This window comes from Pseudomonas fluorescens (assembly GCF_001307155.1).
In the GTDB taxonomy this organism is placed as follows: Bacteria; Pseudomonadota; Gammaproteobacteria; order Pseudomonadales; family Pseudomonadaceae; genus Aquipseudomonas; species Aquipseudomonas helvetica.
Window position 1 is genome coordinate 5,774,254 of record NZ_CP012830.1, and the last position, 22,843, is coordinate 5,797,096.

At 55.2% G+C, this 22,843-nt stretch carries 41 protein-coding genes; 23 read left to right on the forward strand and 18 right to left on the reverse strand.

The window, feature by feature from the left end:
* Positions 1 to 239: 239 nt before the first annotated feature.
* The gene (locus AO353_RS31730; protein ID WP_237142934.1) at positions 240 to 500 is read left to right on the forward strand and encodes a hypothetical protein; all 261 of its coding nucleotides are present in this window, start codon (positions 240 to 242) and stop codon (positions 498 to 500) included.
* Between the two features lie 22 nt (positions 501 to 522).
* Here the strand turns inward: AO353_RS31730 and AO353_RS26270 are convergent, their stop codons facing one another.
* The 3 genes from AO353_RS26270 to AO353_RS26280 form a co-directional block, all read right to left on the reverse strand.
* Positions 523 to 777 carry a hypothetical protein gene (locus AO353_RS26270; protein WP_054597598.1) on the reverse strand — a complete coding sequence of 85 codons (255 nt, stop codon included), beginning with the start codon at positions 775 to 777 and terminating at the stop codon, positions 523 to 525.
* A gap of 246 nt (positions 778 to 1,023) precedes the next feature.
* Complete coding sequence (locus AO353_RS26275; protein ID WP_054597599.1) at positions 1,024 to 1,284, reverse strand: hypothetical protein; 261 nt, start codon at positions 1,282 to 1,284, stop codon at positions 1,024 to 1,026.
* A 2-nt stretch (positions 1,285 to 1,286) separates the two neighbouring features.
* Positions 1,287 to 1,598 carry a hypothetical protein gene (locus tag AO353_RS26280; RefSeq protein ID WP_054597600.1) on the reverse strand — a complete coding sequence of 104 codons (312 nt, stop codon included), beginning with the start codon at positions 1,596 to 1,598 and terminating at the stop codon, positions 1,287 to 1,289.
* A gap of 177 nt (positions 1,599 to 1,775) precedes the next feature.
* Between AO353_RS26280 and AO353_RS26285 the strand changes: the two genes are divergently transcribed.
* The gene (locus tag AO353_RS26285; RefSeq protein WP_054597601.1) at positions 1,776 to 1,958 is read left to right on the forward strand and encodes a carbon storage regulator; all 183 of its coding nucleotides are present in this window, start codon (positions 1,776 to 1,778) and stop codon (positions 1,956 to 1,958) included.
* 97 nt (positions 1,959 to 2,055) lie between these two features.
* Positions 2,056 to 2,445 carry a hypothetical protein gene (locus AO353_RS26290; protein ID WP_237142935.1) on the forward strand — a complete coding sequence of 130 codons (390 nt, stop codon included), beginning with the start codon at positions 2,056 to 2,058 and terminating at the stop codon, positions 2,443 to 2,445.
* Between the two features lie 272 nt (positions 2,446 to 2,717).
* On the opposite strand, the gene AO353_RS26295 is transcribed toward AO353_RS26290, so the two are convergent.
* From AO353_RS26295 to AO353_RS26335, 9 genes are all read right to left on the reverse strand, one after another.
* Complete coding sequence (locus AO353_RS26295) at positions 2,718 to 3,173, reverse strand: hypothetical protein (RefSeq protein ID WP_054597602.1); 456 nt, start codon at positions 3,171 to 3,173, stop codon at positions 2,718 to 2,720.
* Between the two features lie 155 nt (positions 3,174 to 3,328).
* Positions 3,329 to 4,006 (reverse strand): hypothetical protein, encoded by a 678-nt coding sequence (locus AO353_RS26300; protein WP_054597603.1) that lies wholly within the window; start codon positions 4,004 to 4,006, stop codon positions 3,329 to 3,331.
* Complete coding sequence (locus AO353_RS26305; RefSeq protein ID WP_054597604.1) at positions 4,003 to 4,623, reverse strand: recombination protein NinG; 621 nt, start codon at positions 4,621 to 4,623, stop codon at positions 4,003 to 4,005. Before AO353_RS26305 ends, AO353_RS26300 begins: the two co-directional genes overlap by 4 nt.
* Complete coding sequence (locus AO353_RS26310; protein WP_054597605.1) at positions 4,620 to 5,207, reverse strand: DUF1367 family protein; 588 nt, start codon at positions 5,205 to 5,207, stop codon at positions 4,620 to 4,622. Before AO353_RS26310 ends, AO353_RS26305 begins: the two co-directional genes overlap by 4 nt.
* 10 nt (positions 5,208 to 5,217) lie before the next feature.
* Positions 5,218 to 5,724 carry a hypothetical protein gene (locus AO353_RS26315; protein ID WP_237142936.1) on the reverse strand — a complete coding sequence of 169 codons (507 nt, stop codon included), beginning with the start codon at positions 5,722 to 5,724 and terminating at the stop codon, positions 5,218 to 5,220.
* Complete coding sequence (locus AO353_RS26320; protein WP_054597606.1) at positions 5,724 to 6,518, reverse strand: hypothetical protein; 795 nt, start codon at positions 6,516 to 6,518, stop codon at positions 5,724 to 5,726. The genes AO353_RS26315 and AO353_RS26320 overlap by 1 nt, the downstream gene beginning before the upstream one ends.
* Entirely contained in the window at positions 6,505 to 7,488 is a 984-nt protein-coding gene (locus tag AO353_RS26325; RefSeq protein ID WP_054597607.1) for a hypothetical protein, read from the reverse strand. Before AO353_RS26325 ends, AO353_RS26320 begins: the two co-directional genes overlap by 14 nt.
* 1 nt (position 7,489) lies before the next feature.
* Positions 7,490 to 8,212, reverse strand: a complete 723-nt coding sequence (locus AO353_RS26330) for a Rha family transcriptional regulator (protein WP_081013886.1) — start codon at positions 8,210 to 8,212, stop codon at positions 7,490 to 7,492.
* A 245-nt stretch (positions 8,213 to 8,457) separates the two neighbouring features.
* A complete protein-coding gene (locus tag AO353_RS26335; RefSeq protein WP_054597609.1) occupies positions 8,458 to 8,664 on the reverse strand; it encodes a Cro/CI family transcriptional regulator in 207 nt (68 codons plus the stop codon).
* A gap of 108 nt (positions 8,665 to 8,772) precedes the next feature.
* Here AO353_RS26335 and AO353_RS26340 point away from each other — a divergent pair, with 108 nt between their 5' ends.
* The 8 genes from AO353_RS26340 to AO353_RS26370 all read left to right on the forward strand — a co-directional run bounded on the left by AO353_RS26340 (position 8,773) and on the right by AO353_RS26370 (position 13,265).
* Positions 8,773 to 9,543 carry a LexA family transcriptional regulator gene (locus tag AO353_RS26340; protein ID WP_081013828.1) on the forward strand — a complete coding sequence of 257 codons (771 nt, stop codon included), beginning with the start codon at positions 8,773 to 8,775 and terminating at the stop codon, positions 9,541 to 9,543.
* 47 nt (positions 9,544 to 9,590) lie between these two features.
* Positions 9,591 to 9,848 (forward strand): hypothetical protein, encoded by a 258-nt coding sequence (locus AO353_RS26345; protein WP_054597610.1) that lies wholly within the window; start codon positions 9,591 to 9,593, stop codon positions 9,846 to 9,848.
* Positions 9,849 to 9,882: 34 nt separating this feature from the next.
* The gene (locus tag AO353_RS26350) at positions 9,883 to 10,110 is read left to right on the forward strand and encodes a hypothetical protein (RefSeq protein ID WP_054597611.1); all 228 of its coding nucleotides are present in this window, start codon (positions 9,883 to 9,885) and stop codon (positions 10,108 to 10,110) included.
* 45 nt (positions 10,111 to 10,155) lie between these two features.
* Positions 10,156 to 10,368 carry a hypothetical protein gene (locus tag AO353_RS31735; RefSeq protein WP_081013887.1) on the forward strand — a complete coding sequence of 71 codons (213 nt, stop codon included), beginning with the start codon at positions 10,156 to 10,158 and terminating at the stop codon, positions 10,366 to 10,368.
* Between the two features lie 413 nt (positions 10,369 to 10,781).
* Positions 10,782 to 11,255, forward strand: a complete 474-nt coding sequence (locus AO353_RS26355; RefSeq protein ID WP_054597612.1) for a DUF6932 family protein — start codon at positions 10,782 to 10,784, stop codon at positions 11,253 to 11,255.
* Positions 11,240 to 12,214: a hypothetical protein gene (locus AO353_RS26360; RefSeq protein ID WP_054597613.1), complete on the forward strand. Its 975-nt coding sequence runs from the start codon at positions 11,240 to 11,242 to the stop codon at positions 12,212 to 12,214. Before AO353_RS26355 ends, AO353_RS26360 begins: the two co-directional genes overlap by 16 nt.
* 146 nt (positions 12,215 to 12,360) lie before the next feature.
* Positions 12,361 to 12,825 (forward strand): hypothetical protein, encoded by a 465-nt coding sequence (locus AO353_RS26365; RefSeq protein ID WP_054597614.1) that lies wholly within the window; start codon positions 12,361 to 12,363, stop codon positions 12,823 to 12,825.
* Positions 12,826 to 13,049: 224 nt separating this feature from the next.
* Positions 13,050 to 13,265, forward strand: coding sequence for a hypothetical protein (locus tag AO353_RS26370; RefSeq protein ID WP_054597615.1), 216 nt, complete (start codon positions 13,050 to 13,052; stop codon positions 13,263 to 13,265).
* A 610-nt stretch (positions 13,266 to 13,875) separates the two neighbouring features.
* Here the strand turns inward: AO353_RS26370 and AO353_RS31250 are convergent.
* Complete coding sequence (locus AO353_RS31250) at positions 13,876 to 14,031, reverse strand: hypothetical protein (RefSeq protein ID WP_158246529.1); 156 nt, start codon at positions 14,029 to 14,031, stop codon at positions 13,876 to 13,878.
* On the opposite strand from AO353_RS31250, the gene AO353_RS26375 reads away from it, so the two are divergent.
* Positions 14,015 to 14,398, forward strand: coding sequence for a response regulator transcription factor (locus tag AO353_RS26375; protein ID WP_054597616.1), 384 nt, complete (start codon positions 14,015 to 14,017; stop codon positions 14,396 to 14,398). The genes AO353_RS31250 and AO353_RS26375 overlap by 17 nt on opposite strands.
* 76 nt (positions 14,399 to 14,474) lie before the next feature.
* Positions 14,475 to 15,230 carry a hypothetical protein gene (locus tag AO353_RS26380; protein WP_054597617.1) on the forward strand — a complete coding sequence of 252 codons (756 nt, stop codon included), beginning with the start codon at positions 14,475 to 14,477 and terminating at the stop codon, positions 15,228 to 15,230.
* Positions 15,231 to 15,500: 270 nt separating this feature from the next.
* Here AO353_RS26380 and AO353_RS26385 read toward each other — a convergent pair whose 3' ends face one another.
* Both AO353_RS26385 and AO353_RS26390 read right to left on the reverse strand, forming a co-directional pair.
* On the reverse strand, positions 15,501 to 15,839 hold the full coding sequence (locus AO353_RS26385) for a hypothetical protein (protein ID WP_054597618.1): 339 nt from the start codon (positions 15,837 to 15,839) through the stop codon (positions 15,501 to 15,503).
* Positions 15,840 to 16,003: 164 nt separating this feature from the next.
* Complete coding sequence (locus AO353_RS26390; protein WP_054597619.1) at positions 16,004 to 16,363, reverse strand: VOC family protein; 360 nt, start codon at positions 16,361 to 16,363, stop codon at positions 16,004 to 16,006.
* A gap of 93 nt (positions 16,364 to 16,456) precedes the next feature.
* On the opposite strand from AO353_RS26390, the gene AO353_RS26395 reads away from it, so the two are divergent.
* The 9 genes from AO353_RS26395 to AO353_RS26430 all read left to right on the forward strand — a co-directional run bounded on the left by AO353_RS26395 (position 16,457) and on the right by AO353_RS26430 (position 20,945).
* Positions 16,457 to 16,705: a hypothetical protein gene (locus AO353_RS26395; RefSeq protein WP_102667289.1), complete on the forward strand. Its 249-nt coding sequence runs from the start codon at positions 16,457 to 16,459 to the stop codon at positions 16,703 to 16,705.
* A gap of 5 nt (positions 16,706 to 16,710) precedes the next feature.
* Complete coding sequence (locus AO353_RS26400) at positions 16,711 to 16,944, forward strand: hypothetical protein (protein ID WP_054597620.1); 234 nt, start codon at positions 16,711 to 16,713, stop codon at positions 16,942 to 16,944.
* Entirely contained in the window at positions 16,941 to 17,174 is a 234-nt protein-coding gene (locus AO353_RS26405; RefSeq protein WP_054597621.1) for a hypothetical protein, read from the forward strand. Before AO353_RS26400 ends, AO353_RS26405 begins: the two co-directional genes overlap by 4 nt.
* Positions 17,171 to 17,371: a hypothetical protein gene (locus AO353_RS26410; RefSeq protein ID WP_054597622.1), complete on the forward strand. Its 201-nt coding sequence runs from the start codon at positions 17,171 to 17,173 to the stop codon at positions 17,369 to 17,371. The genes AO353_RS26405 and AO353_RS26410 overlap by 4 nt, the downstream gene beginning before the upstream one ends.
* Positions 17,368 to 17,544, forward strand: coding sequence for a hypothetical protein (locus AO353_RS31425; RefSeq protein ID WP_173859998.1), 177 nt, complete (start codon positions 17,368 to 17,370; stop codon positions 17,542 to 17,544). The genes AO353_RS26410 and AO353_RS31425 overlap by 4 nt, the downstream gene beginning before the upstream one ends.
* A 199-nt stretch (positions 17,545 to 17,743) precedes the next feature.
* On the forward strand, positions 17,744 to 18,832 hold the full coding sequence (locus AO353_RS26415; protein ID WP_054597623.1) for a hypothetical protein: 1,089 nt from the start codon (positions 17,744 to 17,746) through the stop codon (positions 18,830 to 18,832).
* Between the two features lie 53 nt (positions 18,833 to 18,885).
* Positions 18,886 to 19,875, forward strand: coding sequence for a RecT family recombinase (locus AO353_RS26420; protein WP_054597624.1), 990 nt, complete (start codon positions 18,886 to 18,888; stop codon positions 19,873 to 19,875).
* Positions 19,875 to 20,537 carry a lambda exonuclease family protein gene (locus AO353_RS26425; RefSeq protein WP_054597625.1) on the forward strand — a complete coding sequence of 221 codons (663 nt, stop codon included), beginning with the start codon at positions 19,875 to 19,877 and terminating at the stop codon, positions 20,535 to 20,537. Before AO353_RS26420 ends, AO353_RS26425 begins: the two co-directional genes overlap by 1 nt.
* An 81-nt stretch (positions 20,538 to 20,618) precedes the next feature.
* Positions 20,619 to 20,945: a hypothetical protein gene (locus tag AO353_RS26430; protein WP_054597626.1), complete on the forward strand. Its 327-nt coding sequence runs from the start codon at positions 20,619 to 20,621 to the stop codon at positions 20,943 to 20,945.
* 37 nt (positions 20,946 to 20,982) lie between these two features.
* On the opposite strand, the gene AO353_RS26435 is transcribed toward AO353_RS26430, so the two are convergent.
* Both AO353_RS26435 and AO353_RS26440 read right to left on the reverse strand, forming a co-directional pair.
* Entirely contained in the window at positions 20,983 to 21,564 is a 582-nt protein-coding gene (locus AO353_RS26435; protein WP_054597627.1) for a hypothetical protein, read from the reverse strand.
* Between the two features lie 171 nt (positions 21,565 to 21,735).
* Positions 21,736 to 22,053 (reverse strand): hypothetical protein, encoded by a 318-nt coding sequence (locus AO353_RS26440; protein WP_054597628.1) that lies wholly within the window; start codon positions 22,051 to 22,053, stop codon positions 21,736 to 21,738.
* A gap of 111 nt (positions 22,054 to 22,164) precedes the next feature.
* Between AO353_RS26440 and AO353_RS26445 the strand changes: the two genes are divergently transcribed.
* Complete coding sequence (locus AO353_RS26445) at positions 22,165 to 22,569, forward strand: hypothetical protein (RefSeq protein ID WP_054597629.1); 405 nt, start codon at positions 22,165 to 22,167, stop codon at positions 22,567 to 22,569.
* A 14-nt stretch (positions 22,570 to 22,583) separates the two neighbouring features.
* On the opposite strand, the gene AO353_RS26450 is transcribed toward AO353_RS26445, so the two are convergent.
* Positions 22,584 to 22,766, reverse strand: coding sequence for a hypothetical protein (locus AO353_RS26450; RefSeq protein ID WP_054597630.1), 183 nt, complete (start codon positions 22,764 to 22,766; stop codon positions 22,584 to 22,586).
* Positions 22,767 to 22,843 lie beyond the last annotated feature (77 nt).

A 22,843-nucleotide genomic window follows, 5' to 3' on the forward strand; every position in this document is an offset into this window, starting at 1 on the left:
GTATTGGTGAAGGTCAACTTACAAGGAAGACGGTTATGACCAAGAGATACAGCGTTGTGCATCGCCCGCGCGTTGAATTAATTGCACTAGAGCTCGGCAAGCCACAGCCCGGAATCCCGATCGACCAGTTTTGTTTCCAAATCGAGGACTCCCTTGCGGACGGTGACTACATAGGAGGCCCTTACGCAACTGAGGCAGAAGCTAAGGCTGCGTGCGACCAACTGAACGAGGACGAATAAATGCTTAACCTCACAGATAGCAACAGAGCATTTCTGAATGAGATATGCGCACTCTCCACCGACTTAAAAGGTAGAGAGATTTTCGTGGGGCTCACCCGCGAAGAGTCAGAGAGATATCTCCTGCTCAGCGATCCACTGAGAAGTTCGCCCCTGGAAGAAAAGGACGAGTACATCGCGCTGGACGAAAAGTACAACCTTGCTCGGATGCAGGTTATTGGTGCTGAGCACCTCCTGCACACTGAAAATCCCCCCCTGCACTGAGACGCTGTATTGGGCGGTCGACTCAAGTCTCGCCGCCCTCAAGCAGCACATCAATCAGCTTCTGCTCACCCAGCCGAAACAGAGCAAGCGACTGCATGTCATTGGCCATCGGGCCAAACCCGAACACATCGATACCGCCACGCTCAGACCGCAGACCAATCACACCGACCGAGCAGGCTTCTCGCCTACCTGACTCAAGGTCATCAGCGATCTTGCGCAGCGAGCGAACAGCGTCTCGCCAGCCCTCACGCTTGAACTCCAGAACCTTGACGGTCATGCGCCCTCCACTGGAACCACGGTGATGTCACCCCATACAGGGTGGAAGCCGATACGCTCACCAACGCGACAGCGATGCCGGCCTTGATGTCCGAGTAAGCAACCCACCTGGTGCGCACACCGTCGATGAAGACCAGGCGCGGACCTCGGCCATCACCAGCCCAGTGGACATGCTCCCCTGATTGATCGCTCATGCTCTTCTCCAGTGTCGCGACACAATTTGATAATTCGCGAAACGTGTCGCGGCCTACCCTGCCACCTCAAACACATGCCCGCGCCGAGCCCAGGCATAAGCCACCACACCCGCATGGATCATCACAGTGAACGGGCTCACGTAATGCCCCTGGATCGCCGCGGCGAAATCACCGAATGCACCAATGGCTACCAAATAGAACGAGATGCTGAGCATCGGTTGCTCGATCGGGCGTACACGGCGCAAGTAGTCAATCGAGGCAATCACTACCAGCACACACAGAAAGGCATCTACTCCTCCCAAGATAGGATTCATGATCAGGCGCTCCCGGTTGCGCCGAAACGTCCCGCCAACGCCTTGAGGCCGGGGATGATGTTCATCGCCAGCAGGCCAATCAGGAAAGCGACACCATTCTGAGTGTCACTATCTGGTGGAAGCCCGAACTGGTGAACAGCCAGGGGCGTGGTGAAAATCGCGGACAGGAAGCCGGTGGCCACCGCCCAGAATGCCTGTTTACGCGTCAGTCCCTGCAATAGGGTCAACGATACGCAAGCGCCCGCGAAACCAGCCACAGCTACGCCGTACTTCGCAACAAGCGCAGCCGCAGCTGTAGATGCTGGTTCAGCCATTTGATACTCCAGAAAATGAAAAAGCCCCGCAGATGGCGAGGCAAGGGAACAAAACAGATAGATCAGTAGAAAATTCAGATAACCCTTAGATCTTTAGCTCTGAGCATGTGAGGACAATTAGCTCAACTCCCAGAGCGACAAGGCTCCCGAGCCCCTCCCCCAGCCAAAGAGAAGACTATGCTAGAGATCACCCGGTATGTCGGCAAAGCCATACGCATTGATGACGAAATTCAAATCAAGGTGTTTGAAATTGATCGCAACAAGGTGATTCTAGGACTCGAGGCCCCAAAACACGTCAGGATCCGTCGAGCAGAGCTCGATCTGCAGACTACGGACAAGAAGAGTAATAACCCCAAGTGAGTAAGGTGGCTCTCCATACACTCGACTCCGTGACATGCATGAGAACTTGGCCTTCAGCCATGTAGAATTCTCTCGTCAATAATCCAAGGACAAGGGCATGAACAAAAAAATTGTGGCTGGACTCTTCGCATCCTTCGGCGTGATCACCAGCCCACACGCAGACTCTTTCACAAGTGCCGACATCTGCAAGGCGGCAATTTCAGTAGAAATGGGCCGACCAACCAAAACGATGAAAACCAAACATTCCGAGCCAAACCCGGAGATTTCCTATCGACGTCCAGACGGAGACTCATTCCGATATCGGTGCCAGGTGACTGAAGATCGCGTGATCTGGTCGGCCTTCATGAACGATACAAGCGAATGGGGCCGCTGGCGAAACCGTTACTCAGAGGGTGACGCGTCTACGACTTACTCTGTGTCTAATGGACTTTTAACGATAAGTAATGATCAGTCGGGCGACCAGACCTTCAAGAAAAAAGATTTCTGAGGTCCTGAGTGGGGGCGCAGTTTTCCCCATTGTCCGCCAAAGACCTTCACGACGCCGGCGCCCTTCTGTGCCAGTCTCGTCGATCCATATCGCACCACCTTGGAAGCACAAGCCAGGTCAAGATGCGCGGGGTGCCGGTTTTGATTCCGTACGTCGCACCATCCGGCTATCGACGTCCAGGCCTTCCCGAGGGCTGTCCTGGCTACAGGTAAATTCGAGGTAATAAAAACCCGCCGAGTGGCGGGTTTGCGGAGGCAAAGTAGCACCAAAGGCTACGCAGATCTGATCTTGCTGATTGCCTGGCTGAAAAGAGCTTCGTAGAGAGTTTCGAAGGTAGGCCCCTTAAAGGCCTCTGGAAACCCATCGACCTTCGCGAAGTACATATCGCCTGCCGACCACATGGTTAACTTAAAGGCCTTGCTTGGCTCTACGCACTGCGTGGCTTCACTCCCATACGCAAGCCTCAAGCCGAAGGTGACACTCCGCTCGCTCCGAGGCAGCTTATCCACGCTACAGCGATCAAATTGCCCACGATCGTTGATGACTCCCGCGGTTACGACGGTTATTTCAGACCCGTCAACGGTGACCGTCTGATCGGGCGAGACACCGAGATAATGCGCGAGATTGCAACGGATGTTATCGACCATGCCATGCAGATTGGCCCAATAGGTCTGATCGGCTGCCTTCTCACTTTGGTACTTTTCCTGTAACTGCGCGAACCTTGTCATCTGCGTCCCTCTTATGAATTGACGCCATCAGAGTGCCACATCAGACAAAAACGAAAAAGCCCGACTCAATGGCCGGGCTTCTTTATTCGTGTGCGTGTTGCGTGAATTGCGCACTATGGGAAAAGTACACGCAACTCCCCGTCATGTCAATATGTTTATGCCGCATCTTCTTCTTTTTCCGCGTGAATAACCTGCCACACCGGATGTTGTGCCTGAATATCCACTTCCCTGATGACTTCTTTCAGGGATTCCCACAAGTCCAGCCAGTCACGCGTCCAGTTCTTCGGATCAATAGTCACACCGAAGAAGGTCTTCATCTCGGCGGCGACCCGGGCCGGACCCCATTCAACAGCCCCGACCACTTCCCCCTTGTACGATTGCAGGGCCAGGGAGACCAGGTACTGCGCCTTCACGCGCTTGGCCGATGTCAGGTCTGGCAGCCTGGCCTTGGCGGTGATCAGCAGCACCGCGTTCATGACGTGGCGCATGGTCATTGCTGGGTGATAGAGATAGTGTCCGAACTGCTGCACCTGAAACGGTAGCGTGTCGATGGCGCGCAACACCTTGCCGATGGTGGCCAGGTGCGCGGCACGAGCGGTAGACCGGCCAATCGGCGTGCGGCGCGTCTCGCTGATACTGATCTTCTGCCGAACGATCCGGATGCGTTCCTCCTTGTCCTCGCCCAGTGCGGCAAACACGGCCTCGTGACGGCGCATACGGTTACCGGCCTTTACTGGTGCCGATTCCGCTTTCTCGATTGCCACAGCGCTGATTGACGCGTTCGATTCGTGCTGCGACTCAGTCCACACCTGTCTTGCATTGATCAGCTTCATGCTGCTGCCCTCTTCAATTCTTTGATCATTGCCCGGTAATCGGCCTTGATGGTTTTCAGTTCTTCAATGGTGTAACGCTGGGGCACATGAGGCCCTTCAAGCCAATTCATCTTGTCGGCGCCGATGCGCTTAACCAGCTCAATGCGGTAGTTCACGATGTCGCCGGACTTGTGGTTATTGCACGGTGCGCACTGCTTGTGGACGTTCAGCGGCTCGAAGCGCAGCTCCGGGTTCGCTCCCACGGTGCGGTAGTGTCCGGCGTGGTACTGACCTTCGTGGTGGCGGCCGCAGCTCACACACGGCAATGCGGCGTCACGCAGGCGGATCCACTCGTTGAACACGACCTGTGTTTCGCGCAGATGGTCGGCCCGGCTCTTCAGCTTCTCCTTGCGGACCTTGATGTCCTTGCGCTCGATGTCGGCCAGCGCCTTGCGTGCGCGGACCTGATTGGCCGGCGCGTGAGCGATAGCGCAAGCGATCTCCCCGCACACTGCTTGGAAGTTGCGTACCGGAGTGAACATGGCTTCGCACACTTTGCAGCGCTTCTTGCGGCGTTCGCGTGCGTTGATTCCGCCGGAGGTAAATGGCGCTGTTCGCTTCAGCTCTGTGCGCTTCATGCGTAACTCCCCAACTGATCAGCAGCAGCCAGAGCGTCAGCTTCACTCTCAAAAATCACAGACAGCACCAACCGCCAGCAGGCGTTGAAGACGTCGCGGTAAAGCGGCTCGAAAGCGGTGTCGTCCATATTCGCCCAACTGATGGACTTGGCCTCTTTGCGGATGCCTTCGGGCGTATGCACCAAGTGGTAATGGCCGGCTTCGATCGTTACCCACTCGCGAAACGCCTCACGGCTCTTGTCGACTGCCGGGAAGCGCTCGGCCCGCGCCTGCTCCAGTCCGGTGATGTACGCGGCGACCGCATTCGAAAGCTGCCCCGGCTTACCGCTCTGTGCCTCGAAGAACTTGGCCAGCCCCTGAATGCCGCGCATCTCCTGCCGAGGAATGAGGCCACCAACCGGTTCCCAATATTCCCAGGCCAGATCGAGCATGGAAAAGAACTTGCCGTGGAATTTGCCGTTGCGCATCCGGGTGAACTTGCCATGAATGACCTGGCCAGCCTTCCACTTCTGGACGGTTTCGCGATCAGCTTCGGTGGCCGGCACCAAGCCTTGGGCAGTGCGAATCAGCGCGAGCTCAGCCATGACGCGCCCCTTAAAGACTTTTCAGAAGGGATTGCAGCTGCTTGAGCTTGCCGACTGCTTCAGCATTGCCCTCCCGCTCCGCCTCAACGGATAGAGCGACCTCTTCAATGCGCTCAGCCAGTTTCTTCATACGCCGGCCGACCTCATCAGAAAGACTGATTACCTCACTGGACAACGAAGCCAATACGTCGAGGGCGCCAGCCTCTGGTTTCTTGATTGCTACTACGGCCTGCTTGGCTGCCTGGGTCATGACTTGCTCCTTCTTGGGTTTTGGGGTTGCGGCATCACGTTGAAACTTTCCACCTACGGGCTCACGGATAAGCCCGGCGTCTTTGAGTTCGCCCAAGGCCCGGCGGACTGCATACGGCGATGCGCCGGTCGCCTTGGCTGTCGATGCCGCGCCATGGATTTCGTGATTGCTCCAGCTCGTTTGAATTGGGACGTAGCCAAAGACCTTTTGGGCGATCGAAGACTGGCCGGCTAGGATTTGGGCTTGCCGGGATTCATTCATAGCCATCAGAAACTCTCCTTGTGTTGTACGGCAGCGATGGCCACGCGGACCTTCCGCTTACGCAGATACGTATCGACTCGATCGGCCTGGGCCTTCTTGAGTCGTTGGCGGTCCTGCCGAGCCTTCGCCGCATCGACGATCTGGCGAACTTCAGCCAGCTTTTCGCGCAGGTGTGGCGACGGTTGCGCGGTGGAACCGGTGAGCAGCCCGGCAATGGCCTGACCGTCGGCGGTGATTGGTGCAATGCGCAGGTCGGCCAGGTACTGGATGCCGGCCTGCTGGGTGATCAGTTGCATACGGACCGCTGATTCGATGGCCATGACCCGACGTGCCGGATCGAATCCGAGGGAAACGCTCCAGGTCGTTGGGACTGCCTCAGCACGTGCGGCGGCCACCAGTCGCTCATAGGCACTCATGAACGCCATACGGGCACCAACCTTGTCGCCAAGCCGCAGGATCGGCGAGGCGGCGGTCATGGCTTGCTGGATTTCGGTGGTCATCACCACGGTTTCGATCTCGTCGCCCGCCAATAGCGCGATCGACCACGCTTCGTCCTTGCCTGGGCGGCCATCCTTGAGCTGGACGCGTGACAGAATGTCAGCCATGGCCAGCTTGCCCTTCACTTCGCTACGACAGGCTTTCAGCGCGACACGAACGGCCGGCACTGGATAAACAGATAGATCCTCGGCCATCATCGCCGCGGTGCCAGGATTCATCTCCTGACCCATAGCCTCAGCCGTGGCACAGATGGCAGCGGCCAGACCAGCGACCTGAGCGTCGTTCATCTCAAAGGTACTCATTGCGCTCTCCTGCCTGGCGCTTGGCCAAGACCATTTGAGCCGCTTGCTCGGCGGCGGACAGGTTGGCCTCAGTGCGTTCCTGCTGGCGGGCGGTGGTCCCGTTGATGCGCTGACCAGTCACCCACTGGGTGTGATAGCTCTCGGCGTTCGCCAGCAGTTCGTTGAGGCTGTGGCATTTGCGCAGGACGGAGGCATCATTGGTTTTCAGGAAGTGAGCGGCAACGTGGTGAGCAACGTCGGCGCCGAGGCGGTCAACAAGCTGGCCGAGCTGGCCACCGACCTTTGCGTTCCACACCGGCCAGGTGCTGTAGCGTTTGCGATATGCCATCGCATAGTTGGCCCATGCCTTGAAGGTTTTGCAGGCCTGGTCTTTCGGCCCTGGCATGTCGGCTGGAATTTCAACCCGTGGAGCTTCGGTGCGATCAACCACCAGCACCAATCCGCCGGACCGGATCGGCTTGCCCGAACCGCTGTCCTGTAAATCCTGATTACTGGTTTCCTGATTGGTACCCTGATTATTGGTACCCTGATTTGTCGGAGATTTTTCCGACCCTGGCTCGGATTTTTTTCCGACCTTGCTCGGAGATTTATCCGAGGTAGATCGGATTTTTTTCCGACCATCGAGTGCATCAGAGGTCGGATATTTTTCCGACCCATCCAGTTTACGGTTCCACTCTTTGGCTTTCTCGGTCAGGCGAATCAAGGTGATGCTGGAAGTACTGGAAAGCTCAATCAGGCCCGAGTCTTTCAGTGCTTTGAGAAGGCGATATGCGGTGTCCGGCTTATCGGTCAACAGCGGCAGCTCATCGACGATCTTGCTCTTGCTCAGAGCGAAGTAGATCCCAGTGTCCGTCTTGATTGGATTGGCCCAGCTCGGGCACTCATAGACGAAGGCAAACAGCAGGGCTTGCTGTGCGTTCAAGCCCCACTCCAATGCCTTCGCCTGATTGATCGTGACGGTGTATTGCATGTCAGGCCTTCCCGACCAGTGCGGCCAATTCAAGAAAGCGATCCACGTACCAATGAGGCTGCGTTTCGCGAGGGCATTGAGGGCTGGTGAGGTTCTTGCCGTACTGGAGGCCCTTTTCAGTCACGGACCAGAAGTCGACGATTTGCTGTTTGGAGTTTTTGCGCTTTTGCTGCTTGAGGTAGCCATGCTTCGCCAAGAGACGATTGAAGGCAGCCGCGGTGCTGGCAATGCCATGATCTTTGATCAGCGCGGTGACAGCCTTGGTCGGCATGGAGCTGCTGCCCATGGCATCTGGTGCAGCATCCACGGCGTAGCCCGGGAGGAATTTCGGGTTGAGCCCATTGTTCTCGGCGATCTTGGTGAGCATGGCCATCTGGCAGGACGCGGCAGGCTTCAGCAGGCGCGTGAAGCACTCCATGATGGCGATCTCTCCGACGACTTTGGTGCCATTGGCGATTACCTGCTCGCGGGCGCCCTGCTGCTGCTCCAGCTCCCGCCACCGGCGAATCACCTTCATGCGCATCGGCGCGCTATAGCCGGTGAGCAGGCAGTCGGTGTGTTCGCGGTCGAGCATGTACTCGACCTGCTCGCGGTTTTGTCCATCCAGGTAGATGTGCTCAAAATTGAGTACATCTACCTTCAGCTCTTTCAGCATTGCCACGATGTCACGCTTCACGTTGGCGTGACGCTTTCCGGTGACGTTTGCGATCTCGCGCGAGGACATGGTGGTACGCGACACGTTTTGCGAATTATGAAAACGTGTCGCGACATGGAGCGGGGTATTGCTTGAAATGGGTTGGCTCTGCATAATTGGCCCTCTCTAGTTTTGCGAATCAGCCGACCTTCTCCGTCGGCTTTTTTGTGTCTGGGATTTGGGTACTGGATGAATCAACAGCGACTTCAGGTTTCTATCCGTGCAGACCGGTAAAGCCGATACTGGCTACATGAATCGGTGGGCAGATTTGCCAGTTACGCTGCCTGCTTTTTTGTCTGGTTCTGTGATGGAAACGGCCTAACTTCTTCGGCTTCGCATCGCCCGTCCGGATAAGGCGTGACGTAAATATCGCGCCCCACTCTTATCGCCTTGCTAAGCGCACCCTGCGTCATATTCAGCAGGTTGGCTGCCTCGCACTGCCCAAGACAGCGGGCAAAATCAGTAATGTGAATTCGGTTCATGGGAGAGCTCTCCGCGGTTCTTCATGCGAAGATATTACCTATGGCATTTTTGAAAGTAAATGCCATTGGCATTTGTGGCTATATTACCGATGGGAATACGATTCGGGGATGAGCAAAAAGCCCTTACCGCAAGACAAGAAAGATGAGTGCCTTCGACTGAAGGCCATCTTCAATTCGAAAAAAAATGAGCTCGGCTTGACCCAGGAGAAGCTGGCGCACGCTCTGGAAATGAACCAGAGCTCAGTGAGTCACTACCTCAATGGCGTGAATCCTCTCAATTCATCTGTAGCCGCCTCATTCGCGAGCATATTGAAAGTAGATGTCCGCGAGTTCAGCGAGCGGCTAGCGGATGAAATGGCAAAAATTGCCCAAGCCATAGGATCGAGCAGTGCCAAGGAAAGCAATGTGATTGCAATTGATTCACGCAGGAAAGCTCCAGACTCAAACTTCATCACCATCCCCCACTTAGATATCGTTGGCTCCATGGGAAGCGGTCGTACGCCGCCGGAACACCACATTGAGGTGATCCGAGATATGACCGTTCACCTCGACTGGCTCAAGACCCAAGGGCTTTCCTACTCCAATCCAGAGAATCTTGCGATCATTGATGGCGACGGCGACAGCATGGAAGGGACATTCCGAAACGGTGATTCCCTGCTGGTTGATCGCGGTATCACTGAGATACGCACCGATGCTGTTTACGTCTTTACCCTAGACGGCGACTTGTTCATTAAGCGACTCCAGCGCATGACAGGCGGATCGCTACGCATGATTTCGGATAACCCTGTTTACCCAGCGATCATGATCGAGGGTGCACAACTTGATCGGGTCCACATTCAGGCTCGCGTCCTGCTCGTTTGGAATGCGCGGAAGCTGTAATCAGCCCCCTTCTGGCGCGACTCACATGAATTGATTTGGAATCAGGCATGAACGACGCGATCAGAGAAATCACCGAAGCTCTAGATCAGCAAATGGAACTGAATTTTTTCATGGCCGGTAAGCTTATAGAGCTATCGCCACCCAGCGAACAAAAGCGCCTGAAGAAAGAGCTGCATACTCGGCTCAGTGTACTAAGGGAGCGAACCCTGAAAGCCACATGTGCGCTTGATGTCCTGACGAGCGATCGCGAGTCTGCCCGCACTACCCTTTTTTCAACACTCAAGAAATGGTTCGCCGGCGGTTGAAATCTGGTTCGGTGGGGATCTGTAGGGGGTAGCCATGTCACTCGATAAACCCAATCAAGAGCTGCGCCGTGAGCTCAAGGACATAGCGTCTGGTCTTGAGCAAGCTGCGAGTAAAGTGCCCAGCCTCACCAAGGGCTGCCAGGGCGAAGAGGTGACAACCGTCCTAAAGCTAATTGCAAAGCTGTATGAGGATGCGGATCGGCTTGCAGCACTCGCTGATGAGGTCAAGGCGGGAAGGATTGCGCGGGCTAAAGCTGAATAGCGTGCTAACAATTGAAAGACAGTGCAATGCCCTGCAGAAGGGTTACTGAATGCCGAGAAAAAGCCGGAATGTAAGTCAGCAGTGACTGCTGCTGAAATTGAGCGCTCTATCCAGGCCCTGAACAAAATGGCTGAACGCCTTTGGGGTGATGGCCGAGAAGCTGAGGCAAAAGCCCTCCTCGATGCTCTGGATGCATTAAACCGGGCGCTTGATCGGATCAGAATTGGAGAGAGTCGCAGGGTTACGACACTTCACTGAGAGATGTACGAGTCAGCCGACCGCCGAGTTGTAGGCTGGTGAAATTGACGGAACGAAGGCAGACATCTATGGGATTTCTTGAATTTTTATCCGACCTTCTCGGCGCCCTCGGCAATATTCAGCCTTACGAAAAGCCTCGCAGGGTTTTCACGCGGAGATTTGTCGCATTCTGCGTTATGGTGGCTGTGCTTGAGCTGATGACGCTGAGCCATTTCTACGCAGAGGTCGGGTGAGGCTTGGGGTCTGCGGATGAGGTGAAGGCGGGAAAGATTTTGCGGAGCAAGGAATAACAGGTCGCGAACCATGTCGCGTGCTCTGGTGAAGAATGTTTGCGCGCTAACGGTCACGACCTTGAATTTCACTTTGAATAACGTGACATTCAAGGTCGACAGGGACTAACTTGAGGGAAGTGGATGCCTATACCCGCATTAGACGCCAGAGGATTGCTTCCTGGTGGCGTCCACATCGGGACCTTGCGAGATATTGAGCAGCGCTTTTTGTTCAATCAATACAGGTCCGACCTTTACTATCAGGTAAAGAATTTTTTAGACGGCGAACTCAGAGATAAGGCTTTCGGTCTACAGCTCGTGCTCGGCGGGAGCTTTTTCTCCGACAAGGAGCATCCTGCCGACATTGAGGCCACCGTGTACCTACCATCACCCATGGTGATCGCGCACGGGCCATTAATGGCGCTCAACAATGGGCACGAGAACAGTCGCATTAAGAATTCCTTCAGGGCTGACTTCTATGTCAGTCTGATGGTTGCAGGATGCATGAACCTTGGTCAGTTTTTTCAGTACGTCGGCCCCAAAACAGCACATGACAAGGGGCTTCACGAAAAGGATGCGCGCGGCGTAATTGAGGTGGAAGCATGGGAACTTGGGTAGAACAGGTCCACAAAAGGGCATCAGTTTTTCAGGATCAGATCGTCGCAGCCAAGCAGACCCAGATTGCACACGGCGTCGAATTGGGGCAAATGATCGAATTCCTACAAAGCAAACTTCGTGATTTATACGAAGAAGAGATGCCTTTGGCCAAAATTTACGACACATCAGATTTGGTGTTCCATGCCGAAGGGCCATCTACTGCCTCTGCAACCCCCGGCCTCCATGCTTTTAACTGGCTGTGCGGATCGGCTGAGAAGCAACTAAAGATGCTAGCCCGCTCCATTTTTGACCTTTCAGATCGTGATGCAAAGAAGCTCTCGAACAATCTGGATCTGAGATTTACTGGCTTTGCCCCAGGCAGCATCTATGCAGGATTCACTCTCTCTGAAATCCCATCGATTCTAGATAGCGACGAGCCGGAATTGATTTTTTCGGTTCTGAAACAGGCCATCAGACAGCTGCCAGCAATACCTGAGTTTATCGGTGATGAGCGAGTAAGCGGTGCGATAAACGAGCTGATTCCCGACCCCGCAATGCGTGATGCTAGCTTGGAAACCGTGTTCAAGTTGTCTCCAACTGGGAGGGCAGGTATCCATACTGTCGACATCTCCTCTCCCGATGCAAGAGTAGCCTCGCTTACAACGCGAGAGCGCGTAGTCCTTAGAGATGCACTTCAGAAACCCGTAACGAACACCAAAAAATTTGGGCGCTTTGTCGGTGAGGTTCGCGAAATTGACCTCGACTCCGGAAGGTTCCATCTGCGAAATGTGCTCGACATCGGAACGGTCAGGTGCGTAATGCCAGCGGTCACTAGTGAACAAGGGCAGAAGCTTCTCGGCGCTCAAGTCTTGGTTGAAGGTCAGTACGAATGCGATGCGTCCGGGAGACCGCGACTAATGTTCGTAGAAACAGTAAAGCCCTCTAAAGAGATTGATTTACAAACCTCAATAACATTTTGAACCCAAGCCCGGCCCTGTGCCGGGCTTTTCGTTCCGCCCTTCCCTACCTATCTCTTCGTCAACCCCGCCACCACCAGCCGCTCCGAGAAAAAGGCTCAATCTGATGATAGGATCGGCAACCCAAGCGCTCAGCGGAAGAGTCTCCAGTGACCAAAATCATCTGCGCCAAAGAATTCGACATCTGCGTATCAATGTCTGATGTCGTTACCTGGCAAGACGGCGAAAAGACCCCCGACATCGATCTGCAGGCGGTATTCAATATCCTTGGCATACCAGCCAACATTCTCGATCTACATAACCTGTACTTTGCCCATTCGTACAACGGTACCGGCGACGTCCATGTTTACCATGCCGAAAATAATGGTGGCAGCATACTCGCCGTCAATATGTACAGAGACCTAACCGATCAGCTCGATCTCACGCTTATCTGTTTACGTGTGGAGAGCCCTGATTTTGAGCTCGCCCTCTCACACCTCAGATCGTTCTTCGACAAGACCAAATGCCAGGTGGCGTTTGAGCAATTCGGACATTCACTACGACTTCACGCGATGCTTGACGAAAGCAGGTATCCCCGTCCCGTCGAAGAAGATAATGACTTCATGCAGCAATAGTTCATCCATCGTTGAAATTTGATAGCCAGAACTGTCGAAAGCTTCAGCTTATGTCGTTTTTTTGCTTACCCCTCCCCCGTCACGCCTTCGTCACATCCACCAAGCACAATGCGGTCAGCCAAAGGGATTTGGCTCCATCTATAGAGAGCCCGCCATCTGTGGGCTTTTTGTTGTCTGCTCTCCCTAACTGCTACGCTTTCGATTCCCCGAATGGAATCGACCTCATGTCTGATCAATACACCCTCCCCGACCTCCTCGAAAGAATGTACGAGAATCAGCTCGCCCTAGAAGCAGCCATCATGGAGCTCACTCTGTGGGTTGAGCAACGCGGATCGGCAGACGTCGGCGAGAACGTTCGCGGGGCACTGTATGCGATCGATGAGAATGCCGGGCACATCAAGCAGGGGCTGGCAAGGCTGAGGGTCTCCCAACAGCAATAACCCCCCTCGCCGATCGAGAGCCCGCCACGTGCGGGCTTTTTGTTGCCTTTCAAAAATAATAATACCAATGGCATTGACGAATAACATTGCCATTGGTATTGTTTATTCCAAGCCGAGACATCACCGGCCCAGCAGCGAAAGCCGCGACCGCTCTTTAAAAATTCAGAACACGATCCTGCTGCGGAAATAACAGCGGGGCCTCCTGTCCGGCAAGGACAGGGAGGGTCGATGCAAAGGCTCTCAACAAACCCTAACGATTGGCCGCTACGCCTCTACTGGAGACCGGCGATCCGATCTGACCTACCGCCCCGGGAGTGACTGGGACGATGGAAGGAAACGCAGGGAGAACCTGCGGCGGACGAGGGATACCGAACTGGCGAATGACCCAGACATGCGTAGCGAGACAGATTCAAAAATTAGCGCTCTGAGCCTCGGCTATGAGGAGCGCCGGACCTCATGCGGTGTGCCGTAAAAATCACTCAGGCACAGGGCTGTACGCCGCATGTTGTAGATACCCGATGACCGCACCAGCAACGCTGATCGAGCTGGCGCGAACAGGGAAGCCCACCGCCGCACCTATATACCGAAACCTGTAATCAGCAAGCGGGGATTAGGCCTCAGGCAACACCACATCGCCGACGAAGTAGCCCCGGTCTGACGCCAGTAGCGTGACCGGGTGTTTTACGAACAGTTTCACCATTGCACCTGGCTTGCCGGGTGCAGCGGGAAACCAACCGGGAGTCATGACGATGGAAGCAACAATCATCAACGGCGCATGGAAGGGCCACCTCGGTCGTGGCCTTGCGCCGCGAGAGCTTCAGTTCCTTCTCTGGATTGCCCAGGGATTCACCTCGAAAGAGATCGCCAGAGAGGCTGGTATCGAAGCCGGCACCGTCAAAAAGCGCCTCACTAACGCGATGTTCAAGCTTGGCGTTACGCGGCGCACCGCCCTGGTGGCCGAGGCCATGAAGCGGCAGATCATCACGCCGATGTGTTTTGTCCTGGCGGCGCTGGTCGCCATCCATTCAATGCTTGATGACGAATCGATGCGTCGTGATCGCCGAGTGCCAGACAGGCGCACGGCTCAGATTCGGATGGTGCGTCGAGCCGAATGCCCTGCCCTGACCGTATGACCGAAACACAGCTTTCACTGGTTGGCCTTGGCAGCAGGGCCAGACGGGAAATCAACGAAATTGCACGGAGCACCAAATGAGCGAACAAACACTTCAAGCGCTACTGGCTGAGCGAGTCACTGCGTTTGCAGCAAGTGATCAGCCCGCAGCCATCATCGACGAACATGTAAAAGTCATGTTCACCAAGGTGATCGATAACTGCTTTGGCCGTTATGGCGAGATGGCCAAGCTGGTTGAGGAAGCGATCAAAGCAGCGTTGCCCGCCAACCTCAGCAGCGTCTTCGAGTTGACGCGCTACAACGCAATGATCGCCAAAGCGCTGCAGGAAAAGTGGGAAAACAGCGGTGTCGAGGCCGACATGGTCCGTCGTGCACAACAGGCTATCGACGAAGTCCTCAACAAGGACCAAATGCCGGAGGTGGTCAGCTTGCAAGAGCTGCTCGAAGCATTCGTTGATGAGCACAAGGAAAGTGCCGCGGAAGAGCGCTGGGAGCAGCCGGATGTTCGCTTCCAGGAATCCGATTACGGCGGCCTGCACATCTACTTCGACAAGAAGCCAAAGGAAGAGTCCCCCTATACCAGCCGCGAGCGCAGCGAATACAGCCTGGATAACGCGATCCATATCTCGTTCGATAAGCGCGGCAATGACCGCGATGATAAAGGTCGTCAGGTTGGCACCGTATACGCCGCCCGTATCGATAACGAGAAGATCGGCCAAACCCTGCGCTTCAGGTCGAAGTTCGAGAAGCTGCTCGCCAGTCTCTACTTTGGCGCCTCCAAGATCTTGGTGGACTGCGAAGAAGACGACTTCAGCTACGGGCTGTACGACTGACCAACCAGCGCCACGTCAGCCTGACGACAACTGCCCGAGCACCTGGTACTCCCCAGCACCAGGCTGCATCGGAGTGTGATCTGGCGTGTGACTGGCTTGCACGCCCGGCTAAACAGAACGTTGCGCTGGGTGCAACCGGCGCTTCCGACTGGAGGGTAGCCAGCCCCTCTCGCCAGATCACACCCCGATGCGGACGAAACTGCGGCCTATAACCGCCCACCTGCATCACCAATGCGAACCGTGAGCGACGAGCCGGCAAGGCGAAACGAACTACTTTGCGGCGTAGCTTTTGCACATATCCTGTCCCATGGCCGCCATGCCTGAGCTGTTGAGGGCCTGCACCATAACCCCGACTTCGCCTTTGTAAGCGGGGTCTGAGCTCACTTTTCGGACTTCGGCCTTGGTTGCTTCATCCATCTTAGGATCGCTGACCATAGCATTTTCGATAGAGCCATTTAAGCCAGGGTTTGCCTTATTGCAGATCTGCCCCATTGCAACGAGCGTTACGGCAACTTGATGCGTATCAACGGCTTGATTCGCGAAAGTGCTGCTGGCAAAGCCAAAGCTCACCAGGGACAGGCACAGTGTTGCGTTCCTTAATGAAAACACTCAACAGCTCCTAGACGTTCAAATAAATAAGTACGGCCGAGGCCTTATCGGCCGAAAGCTTCTCGGCTTTACCCCTGCCCAAAACCCAATACACCAACATTCCCCTCCGCGCCCAACGGTAAGCAGCGGAACAGATGAGTGCAGCCGAGTGGTTTTGAATCAGATCACGACCTGAAAGCGCGACTAGAGATGCTGACGTTATTTTGGTCCGGATCTTTGGCATTGGAAAAGCTGTATCCCTCGGCCTCATGCGTAGCCCCGAAATGCAGCCCCTTTGCTGCGGCGGCATCTTTGAAAGCCTGAACATCACCCACATCGAAAACGAGCTTGATGCAAGCTTGGCCGGTCTTAACGCTTTTAGCTGCTTTGTGCAGAAGTAGCTTGATACCACCTGCCGGCGAGCTCAGCTCCGTGATGCCATTGAGTTCCGGCAATGCGGAAAACCCAAAATGCCGAGTGTAGAAATCAGATGTTTTCGCGACATCCTTCGCATAAATGATCACCGCATTGATTGCTGGCTTCATATCACCCTCCCTGGTTGGTCACTCAATTCAACCGACGATATTAGACGTAAATCCTCACTACATCACTCCCCCCTCACCACTCTGGAAGCAACCATGCACCCAGCCATTCAGCTCGCAAACGATGTTCGCAAGGCACTGCGTCAACGCTCACATATAGCGATCGCCGACTTCTACGAGTTGATCGGCCAACCGGTGCCCGGCGCACCGCCGCGCTTCGTTGTGAAGCTGGCGGGTAAAGCTTTCTTCCATGTGGTGGACAGTCGCACCGGCAAGGTCCGGGGCTTTCGCCGCGATCACAATGAAGCGTGCGCTCTGGCGCGCCAGCTTGAACAAAAGGAGTAGCTGCGATGGCAACCAGTTACGCCGATAGCGCCCAAGCCCGGGAGTGGGATAAGCGCTTCGATGACTGGGGTAAGCCGCGAACCACCCTGGCTGAGATCGCGCACGACTACAACAACGAGGCAGATCTCGCTGCGAGGCGTGAGCAAGAAGTAGCCGACCGCGCCAGGCTCAAGCGTCGCATTGGCTTAGCCATGACGCAGATGGAGGCGATCTGCCCGCCAGTAGGAGGCACAAAGTGAACGTCCAGCAACGCAACCACCAAACCGCAATCACCTGGATCGAGGGCGAGATCGGCAACATGGTCCGCGACCTCGGCAAGGCCAACGCCAGTTCAGCGGCGACATCAGCGATCACCCTAGCCTTCCTGCTTCACGTCATCAGCGAAGACGAACACCGGGAGTACCGGGCTCGAATTGACCAGATCTACGCCACCTACAACGCATCGCTCAAGCAAGGAGCTGCCGCATGACTACTTCACCAGTGAAAACCCTAGTCGATGAACAGCTCGAAGATATCACCGCGCACAACCAGTGCGAAGCTTATGGCTTGGCCGAACGGCGCGGGTTCTTCGACGCACCGATTGAGCAGTACACCGAGACTGGCGATGGCGGTCACGTCCTACAGGTGCTGCGTTACCGAGTTGCTCAACTGGACCGTGAGCGATGAGCGGCCATGGCGCGCATTTGCGCGGCCAAAACCTGGCCAAGCGCTGCGCAAAGCTTCGGCGAGAAGGTCTGCCGCTGACCGAAGTCGCCCAGATCGCCGGTGTCACTCGCGAGCAAGTCGCAGCCAAGATAAAGCTGGGCGAGCGCCTTCTGTCACTGGTTGAGTCTGCATGACAAGCCGCCAGAGTATCCGTCAGATCGTCTTCTGGCGAAGTTCGCTCGTAGCTCACACCCTCTGTACCGCCGCGATGTTGCTAACCGCCTTCACAAATCGCGTAACCCAATAACTACATCTTTCAAGGCTGCGCGTGGCGCGGCGAGGAATTGTCATGTCCGCAAATACTAAACAAACTCTCGTACAGAATCGCTCGAAATGAGCGAAACCGACGATGCACAAAAATCTAACGCTATAGCCCCTGCGGTAGCCGTCACCGACATCGCCGAATATCGGCCGCACGAAGAACAGATCGTTCGTCTGGAGACGACTTACGCGAAGCTGGTCGTTGACTGCTCGACCAGCGAAGGCTTGGCTAATGCGAAAGAAGTTCGCGTCGATATCCGCGACGTGCGCTATGCCCTGGCGAATACCACCAAGACTGCACTCGTGCCCTATCAACAGAAAGTCAAAGATGCCCAGGCTCGCGTCAACCAGGTTAAGGAGTTCGGCGACGCGTTGAAGGATCGCGTGTTGGCGATTGAAGCGCCTGTCGACGAAGCAATTAAGGCCGAGGAAAAACGCGTAGCCAACGCCAAAGCCGAGCGCGAACGTGTCGAGGCTGAACGCGTCGAAGCCATCAGGGCAAAGATTACCCGCTTCAGCTCTATCGCTGCCGCATATGCAAGCCGTAGCGCTGCCGATATCGCCGACATTCTGCAAGGCGTCAAGGTGTCGGTGATCCTGCCCGAAGAATATGCCGAGTTCGAAGCTGAAGGCACCATCGCTCGCGACAACGCTATCGAGCAGCTGGAAACACTGCACAAGTCTGCCGGTGAGCGAGAAGAAGCTGCCGCCAAGCTGCTGGCCCAGCAGAAAGAACTGGACGAGCTGCGCGAGAAGCAACGCATTGCCGACGCTGAAGCTGAGGAGCTGCGCAAGCAGCGGGCCGAGGAAGACCGCCTGCGCTTGAAGAAGCAGCAGGACGAGCTGGACCAGCAGCGCCGCGATATGGAAGCACAGCAACGCCAACAGCGTGAACGCGACGCTCAGTATCAGCGCGATCAGGAAGAATTGGCCCGTCTGCGTGCCCAGGCTGCCGCACCCGCTCCAGCCGCTTCCGTAACTGCGCCCGTGGTCACGGAGAAGGTCGAAGTCGTACAAGTTAGCGCACATGCGGCCGCAGCTGAACCCGACGACGTGACTACGACCGCACCATTGGTTGACGACATTGTCGAGGTTGTAGCCCTGGGCTTCGACGTGGACCTCGACACTGCTCGCGCTTGGCTTCGCGCCATCCGCTTCTAAGCACCCTTTCCATCTGAAGACCGACCAATCCCATGTTGGCCACGGAGAGCGCAATGACCGATACAGACACCCAAGCACAAACCGGCCTTGCCACGTATCACGATCCATCGCACAACGCGGCAGCGCTCATTCTCGATCCAGGCACCATGAAGTCGATGAGCGACCTCGCGCTGATGATGTCGAAAGGCGTGACAACAGTCCCCAAGCATCTGAAGGGGAATCAAGCTGACTGCATGGCGGTAGTGCTACAAGCAATGCAGTGGCAGATGAACCCATTCGCTGTTGCGCAGAAGACGTTCATCGTTAACGGCGGAGCACTGAGCTATGAGGCGCAGCTCGTCAATGCAGTAATCACCGCCAAGGCACCAGTCAAAGGTCGCTTGAATTTCGAGTGGTTCGGCACCTGGGAAAACGTCATCGGGAAGATGCGAGAAGTCACTAGCAAGACCAAGAAGGACGAGGATACTGGCGAGCCCAAAAAGTACCGGGTTCCAGACTGGAGCTTTGACGACGAGAAAGGTCTCGGGATCAAAGTCTGGGCAACCTTCAAAGGCGAAGACGAGCCACGCATTCTGGAACTTCTGCTCACTCAGGTCCGCACGCGGAACTCTACGCTTTGGGCGGAAGATCCCAAGCAGCAGATTGCCTACTTGGTGACCAAAAAATGGGCGCGACTCTTCTGCCCTGATGTGATCCTTGGCGTCTATACGCCCGATGAATTCGAAGACTCGTACGGCGGCGAAATCGATATCACCCCAGCTAAGCAGGCTTCAAACATCGCTGCTGCTACTGGTGTGTCGTTCGGCCCGAAATCCCCGTCACCGGAAATCGATGGGGTATTCGCAGACCTTTTGGTCGTCGCAAAGCGTCAGGACATCGAAGCCTATGCGACAGCCTGGGCAGGTCTCAAGCCTAAGCAGCGCGCTGCGATCGGTCTGGAGTGCCACGAAGCGCTCAAGAACATGGCGGCGACCGTTGATGTCGACTTTACCGATATGCCCCGCACCAACGACGACCTGAATCAGGCCGAGGAAGCGGCATAGTGAGAACAGAACTTCAGGGCACTGAAAAGTGGCATGCAGACCGATCTGGTCGCGTGACAGCCAGCCGGTTTAAAGATGTGATTGCCTGGGGGAAGCCTGACAAAAATGGGAAACGTGAGCCTATGGGCGCGCGGACCTCATACATGCGGGAGCTGTGCTTCGAGCGACTGGCAAAGAAATCAAAGCACAACGTCAGCAGCGCTTCCATAAAGTGGGGTCACACCGAAGAACAGAAGGCTCAAGACGCCTACGAGATGTTGACCGGCAACATCGTCATGCCGTCAGAGTTCATCGTCCACCCGAAGTACGACTGGCTCGGCTGCTCGCCAGACGGCCTGATCAACGATGACGGGGGAACCGAATCGAAATGCCCTTTCAACGAGGCAATACACGTCAAGACATGGCTCGAAGGTATGCCTGAGGAACACATGCCGCAGGTTCAGGGCTGCATGTTCGTTACGGGACGGAAATGGTGGGACTTTCTGTCGTTCGATTCTCGCCAAGATGAAGAGTGTCAGCTCTACATCGAGACGATTCACCGCGACGAAGACTACATCGCCAACCTGCACAAAGAGCTGGTCCAGTTCAACCTGGAACTGAATCGCATGGTTGATGAAGTCGCAGACAAAGCTCGCGCGCAAGCCTATCGGCTAGGTGCCTGATCGTGAGGCGCTTCCGCACACAACAACGCAAACGACAAACCTGGCTGGCGCTACCGGCTAGTGGCATAGAAGAGGTTGACCATGGCAATGGATGGAAAGGCGCGTTCAGCCAAGGCGGCGCAGAAGCGGATCGAGTACGACGAGAAAGAGTTGCGGCACCGGCTCAGGCTTGGCACCCGACAGAAGCTTGACGAGCTGATGGCTTGGAACAGTATCGATGAGATAAGTGAGGCGGTGCAGAACCTGATCCTGAACGCTCATGCGCTCGGACCTACCCTGTCATACCAGGCGATAGAAAGTCCGCGACACGAAATCGTTTTTAGCGAAAACGTTTCGCGTACTTTTTTGAATGAAAGCCTGCGCGAATTACGCAAAGACCCGGGCGACGAGGACTTCCCTCCGAACTGATGTCATACCTCATACTGATGAGCTGTATAGCCCGCCTTTACTTAACCGGTGGGGCAGGTGAAGGTTCTGATGGCAGTTTGTATACATACCTGGGGTAGTAAAGACATTCCGCTTTGGCAGCAATCGCGGCCTCATACCTGACCTTGGGACCGTTTGGCTCTATCATAGCCACGATCATTTTTTCCTTAACGCTCGCGCTAATACTGTTCATAACTTGAGCATCAGCTGCTCCACTAAATCCCGCTTCATCAATGGTTCTCGTGGCCATGTTAGCTGCACCGCCCATCCCGCTGAAGGCCGCGATCCATGGCGCATTAGCTGCTGCATTTGCACTAATCAGAGCTGGAGCCACCACGGCGCCAGCTACGAGTCCACCAAGAGATATCCATAAGTTTTTTTTCGATCTTTTCTCGGCTAGGGTGCTTCTTGAACCTATTACCTCACTGCATACCAAGTTCGCATCGTCAATTGCAGCCTGAATGACTGGCTCTGCAATCGCATTATCCGCTCGACCTGTTTGAGTTTGCGAAAGGGCTAATAACTGTTTTTCGCTAAGTGGCGACGTACCGCATCCAGCGAAAACAAAGAAAGCAAGCGCGAGAATAATTTTTTTAATCATGCGTCGAGTCCATTCGCTGAGATTGAACAGAGTCTGTTCAAATACAGTGATAGCACAACGAAATTAAATTGCCATAACACAGCATATTTTTTGTGCTTCGTCGCAAGCCAACTGCGCACAGATAACACTCAGACTCTTTTCGCATCCGGTCACGGCGGGCGGCGCCTACGATCACGACCCTACGTGCGAAAGCTCTTCGTCAATGATTCGCTCAGCACTCTTCGCAGCTGTTGTCGCAAACTCGTAACAGATCCAGAAGTCCTGCTCCGTTACGGATGCAAATCCCTGCAAGTTCTCCAGGCAGCGCGCTAATGCATGCTTTATCAGGCCATTATTTAGAGCATTGCGGGCTGCCTCTTCACCTTCAACCGCTCGAATGGCAGCTTCGATTTCTTCGATCTGCTTAATCTTTGCCACCAGCGCGACTTTGGCGAACTCATCTCGCTCGATGATTTTGGTCCAAGAGTGATCAACTATCAGCGTTTTCATTAGTAGTTTCCCGTCTTCATGGCTTATGCCGGGTCATCAACCAATAGCCTACAAATTCACATCTCGCCATCGCATCCGGTCACGGAGGGCGGCGCCTGACTGGAGATAATCATGAACTACAACTGCGCATACGTCCGGCAGCACTATCAGGTGCCCGCTGAAGTCGGCCGCCGTGTCATCGCCTACGGAAAACCCGGCGTCATCCTCGCTGATCGCGGCCACTACATCGGCGTAGTCCTGGATGACGATCCGAAGAAGCGCATCCGGAACTACCACCCAACCCACGAAATGCAGTACGGCGAAATGGCCGAGACTCTGCCGCTCAAGGAGTGGAAAGTCATCCCTCCATGGGTCGATTGGTTCGATGTTGAGCATTACATCGGCGACGCCCGCAACTGGGTGAAGACAGTCTGGGCAGCCACGCGCAGTCAAGCCAAGTACAAGGCTTACGAAGACCTGCAAGACAATTGCTATAGCTCGAAGGCCATGTGCTACTTCAAAGCCAGGCGCGCCTGACCCACCCTCACCTATTACGCTGAATGATCTGTAAATAGGTCAATCGACTGCCTGTAGGTGGCAAGCTCAATTATCTCCCGCAAGCCAATAACGACCTCAAGCTTCTGCTTGTCGTCAGGAATTCCTATTCGCTTCAGCATCGCTCGGGCGTCTTCCTCGATCGCCGCGAGTGCATCGATATCGCTTTGCAATCTCATGTCAGTCTCCCGTCAGGCTGCATTGAACATAAACCAATAGCCCACCTCAACGAATCACGCCAGCCGGCGAGGATCCC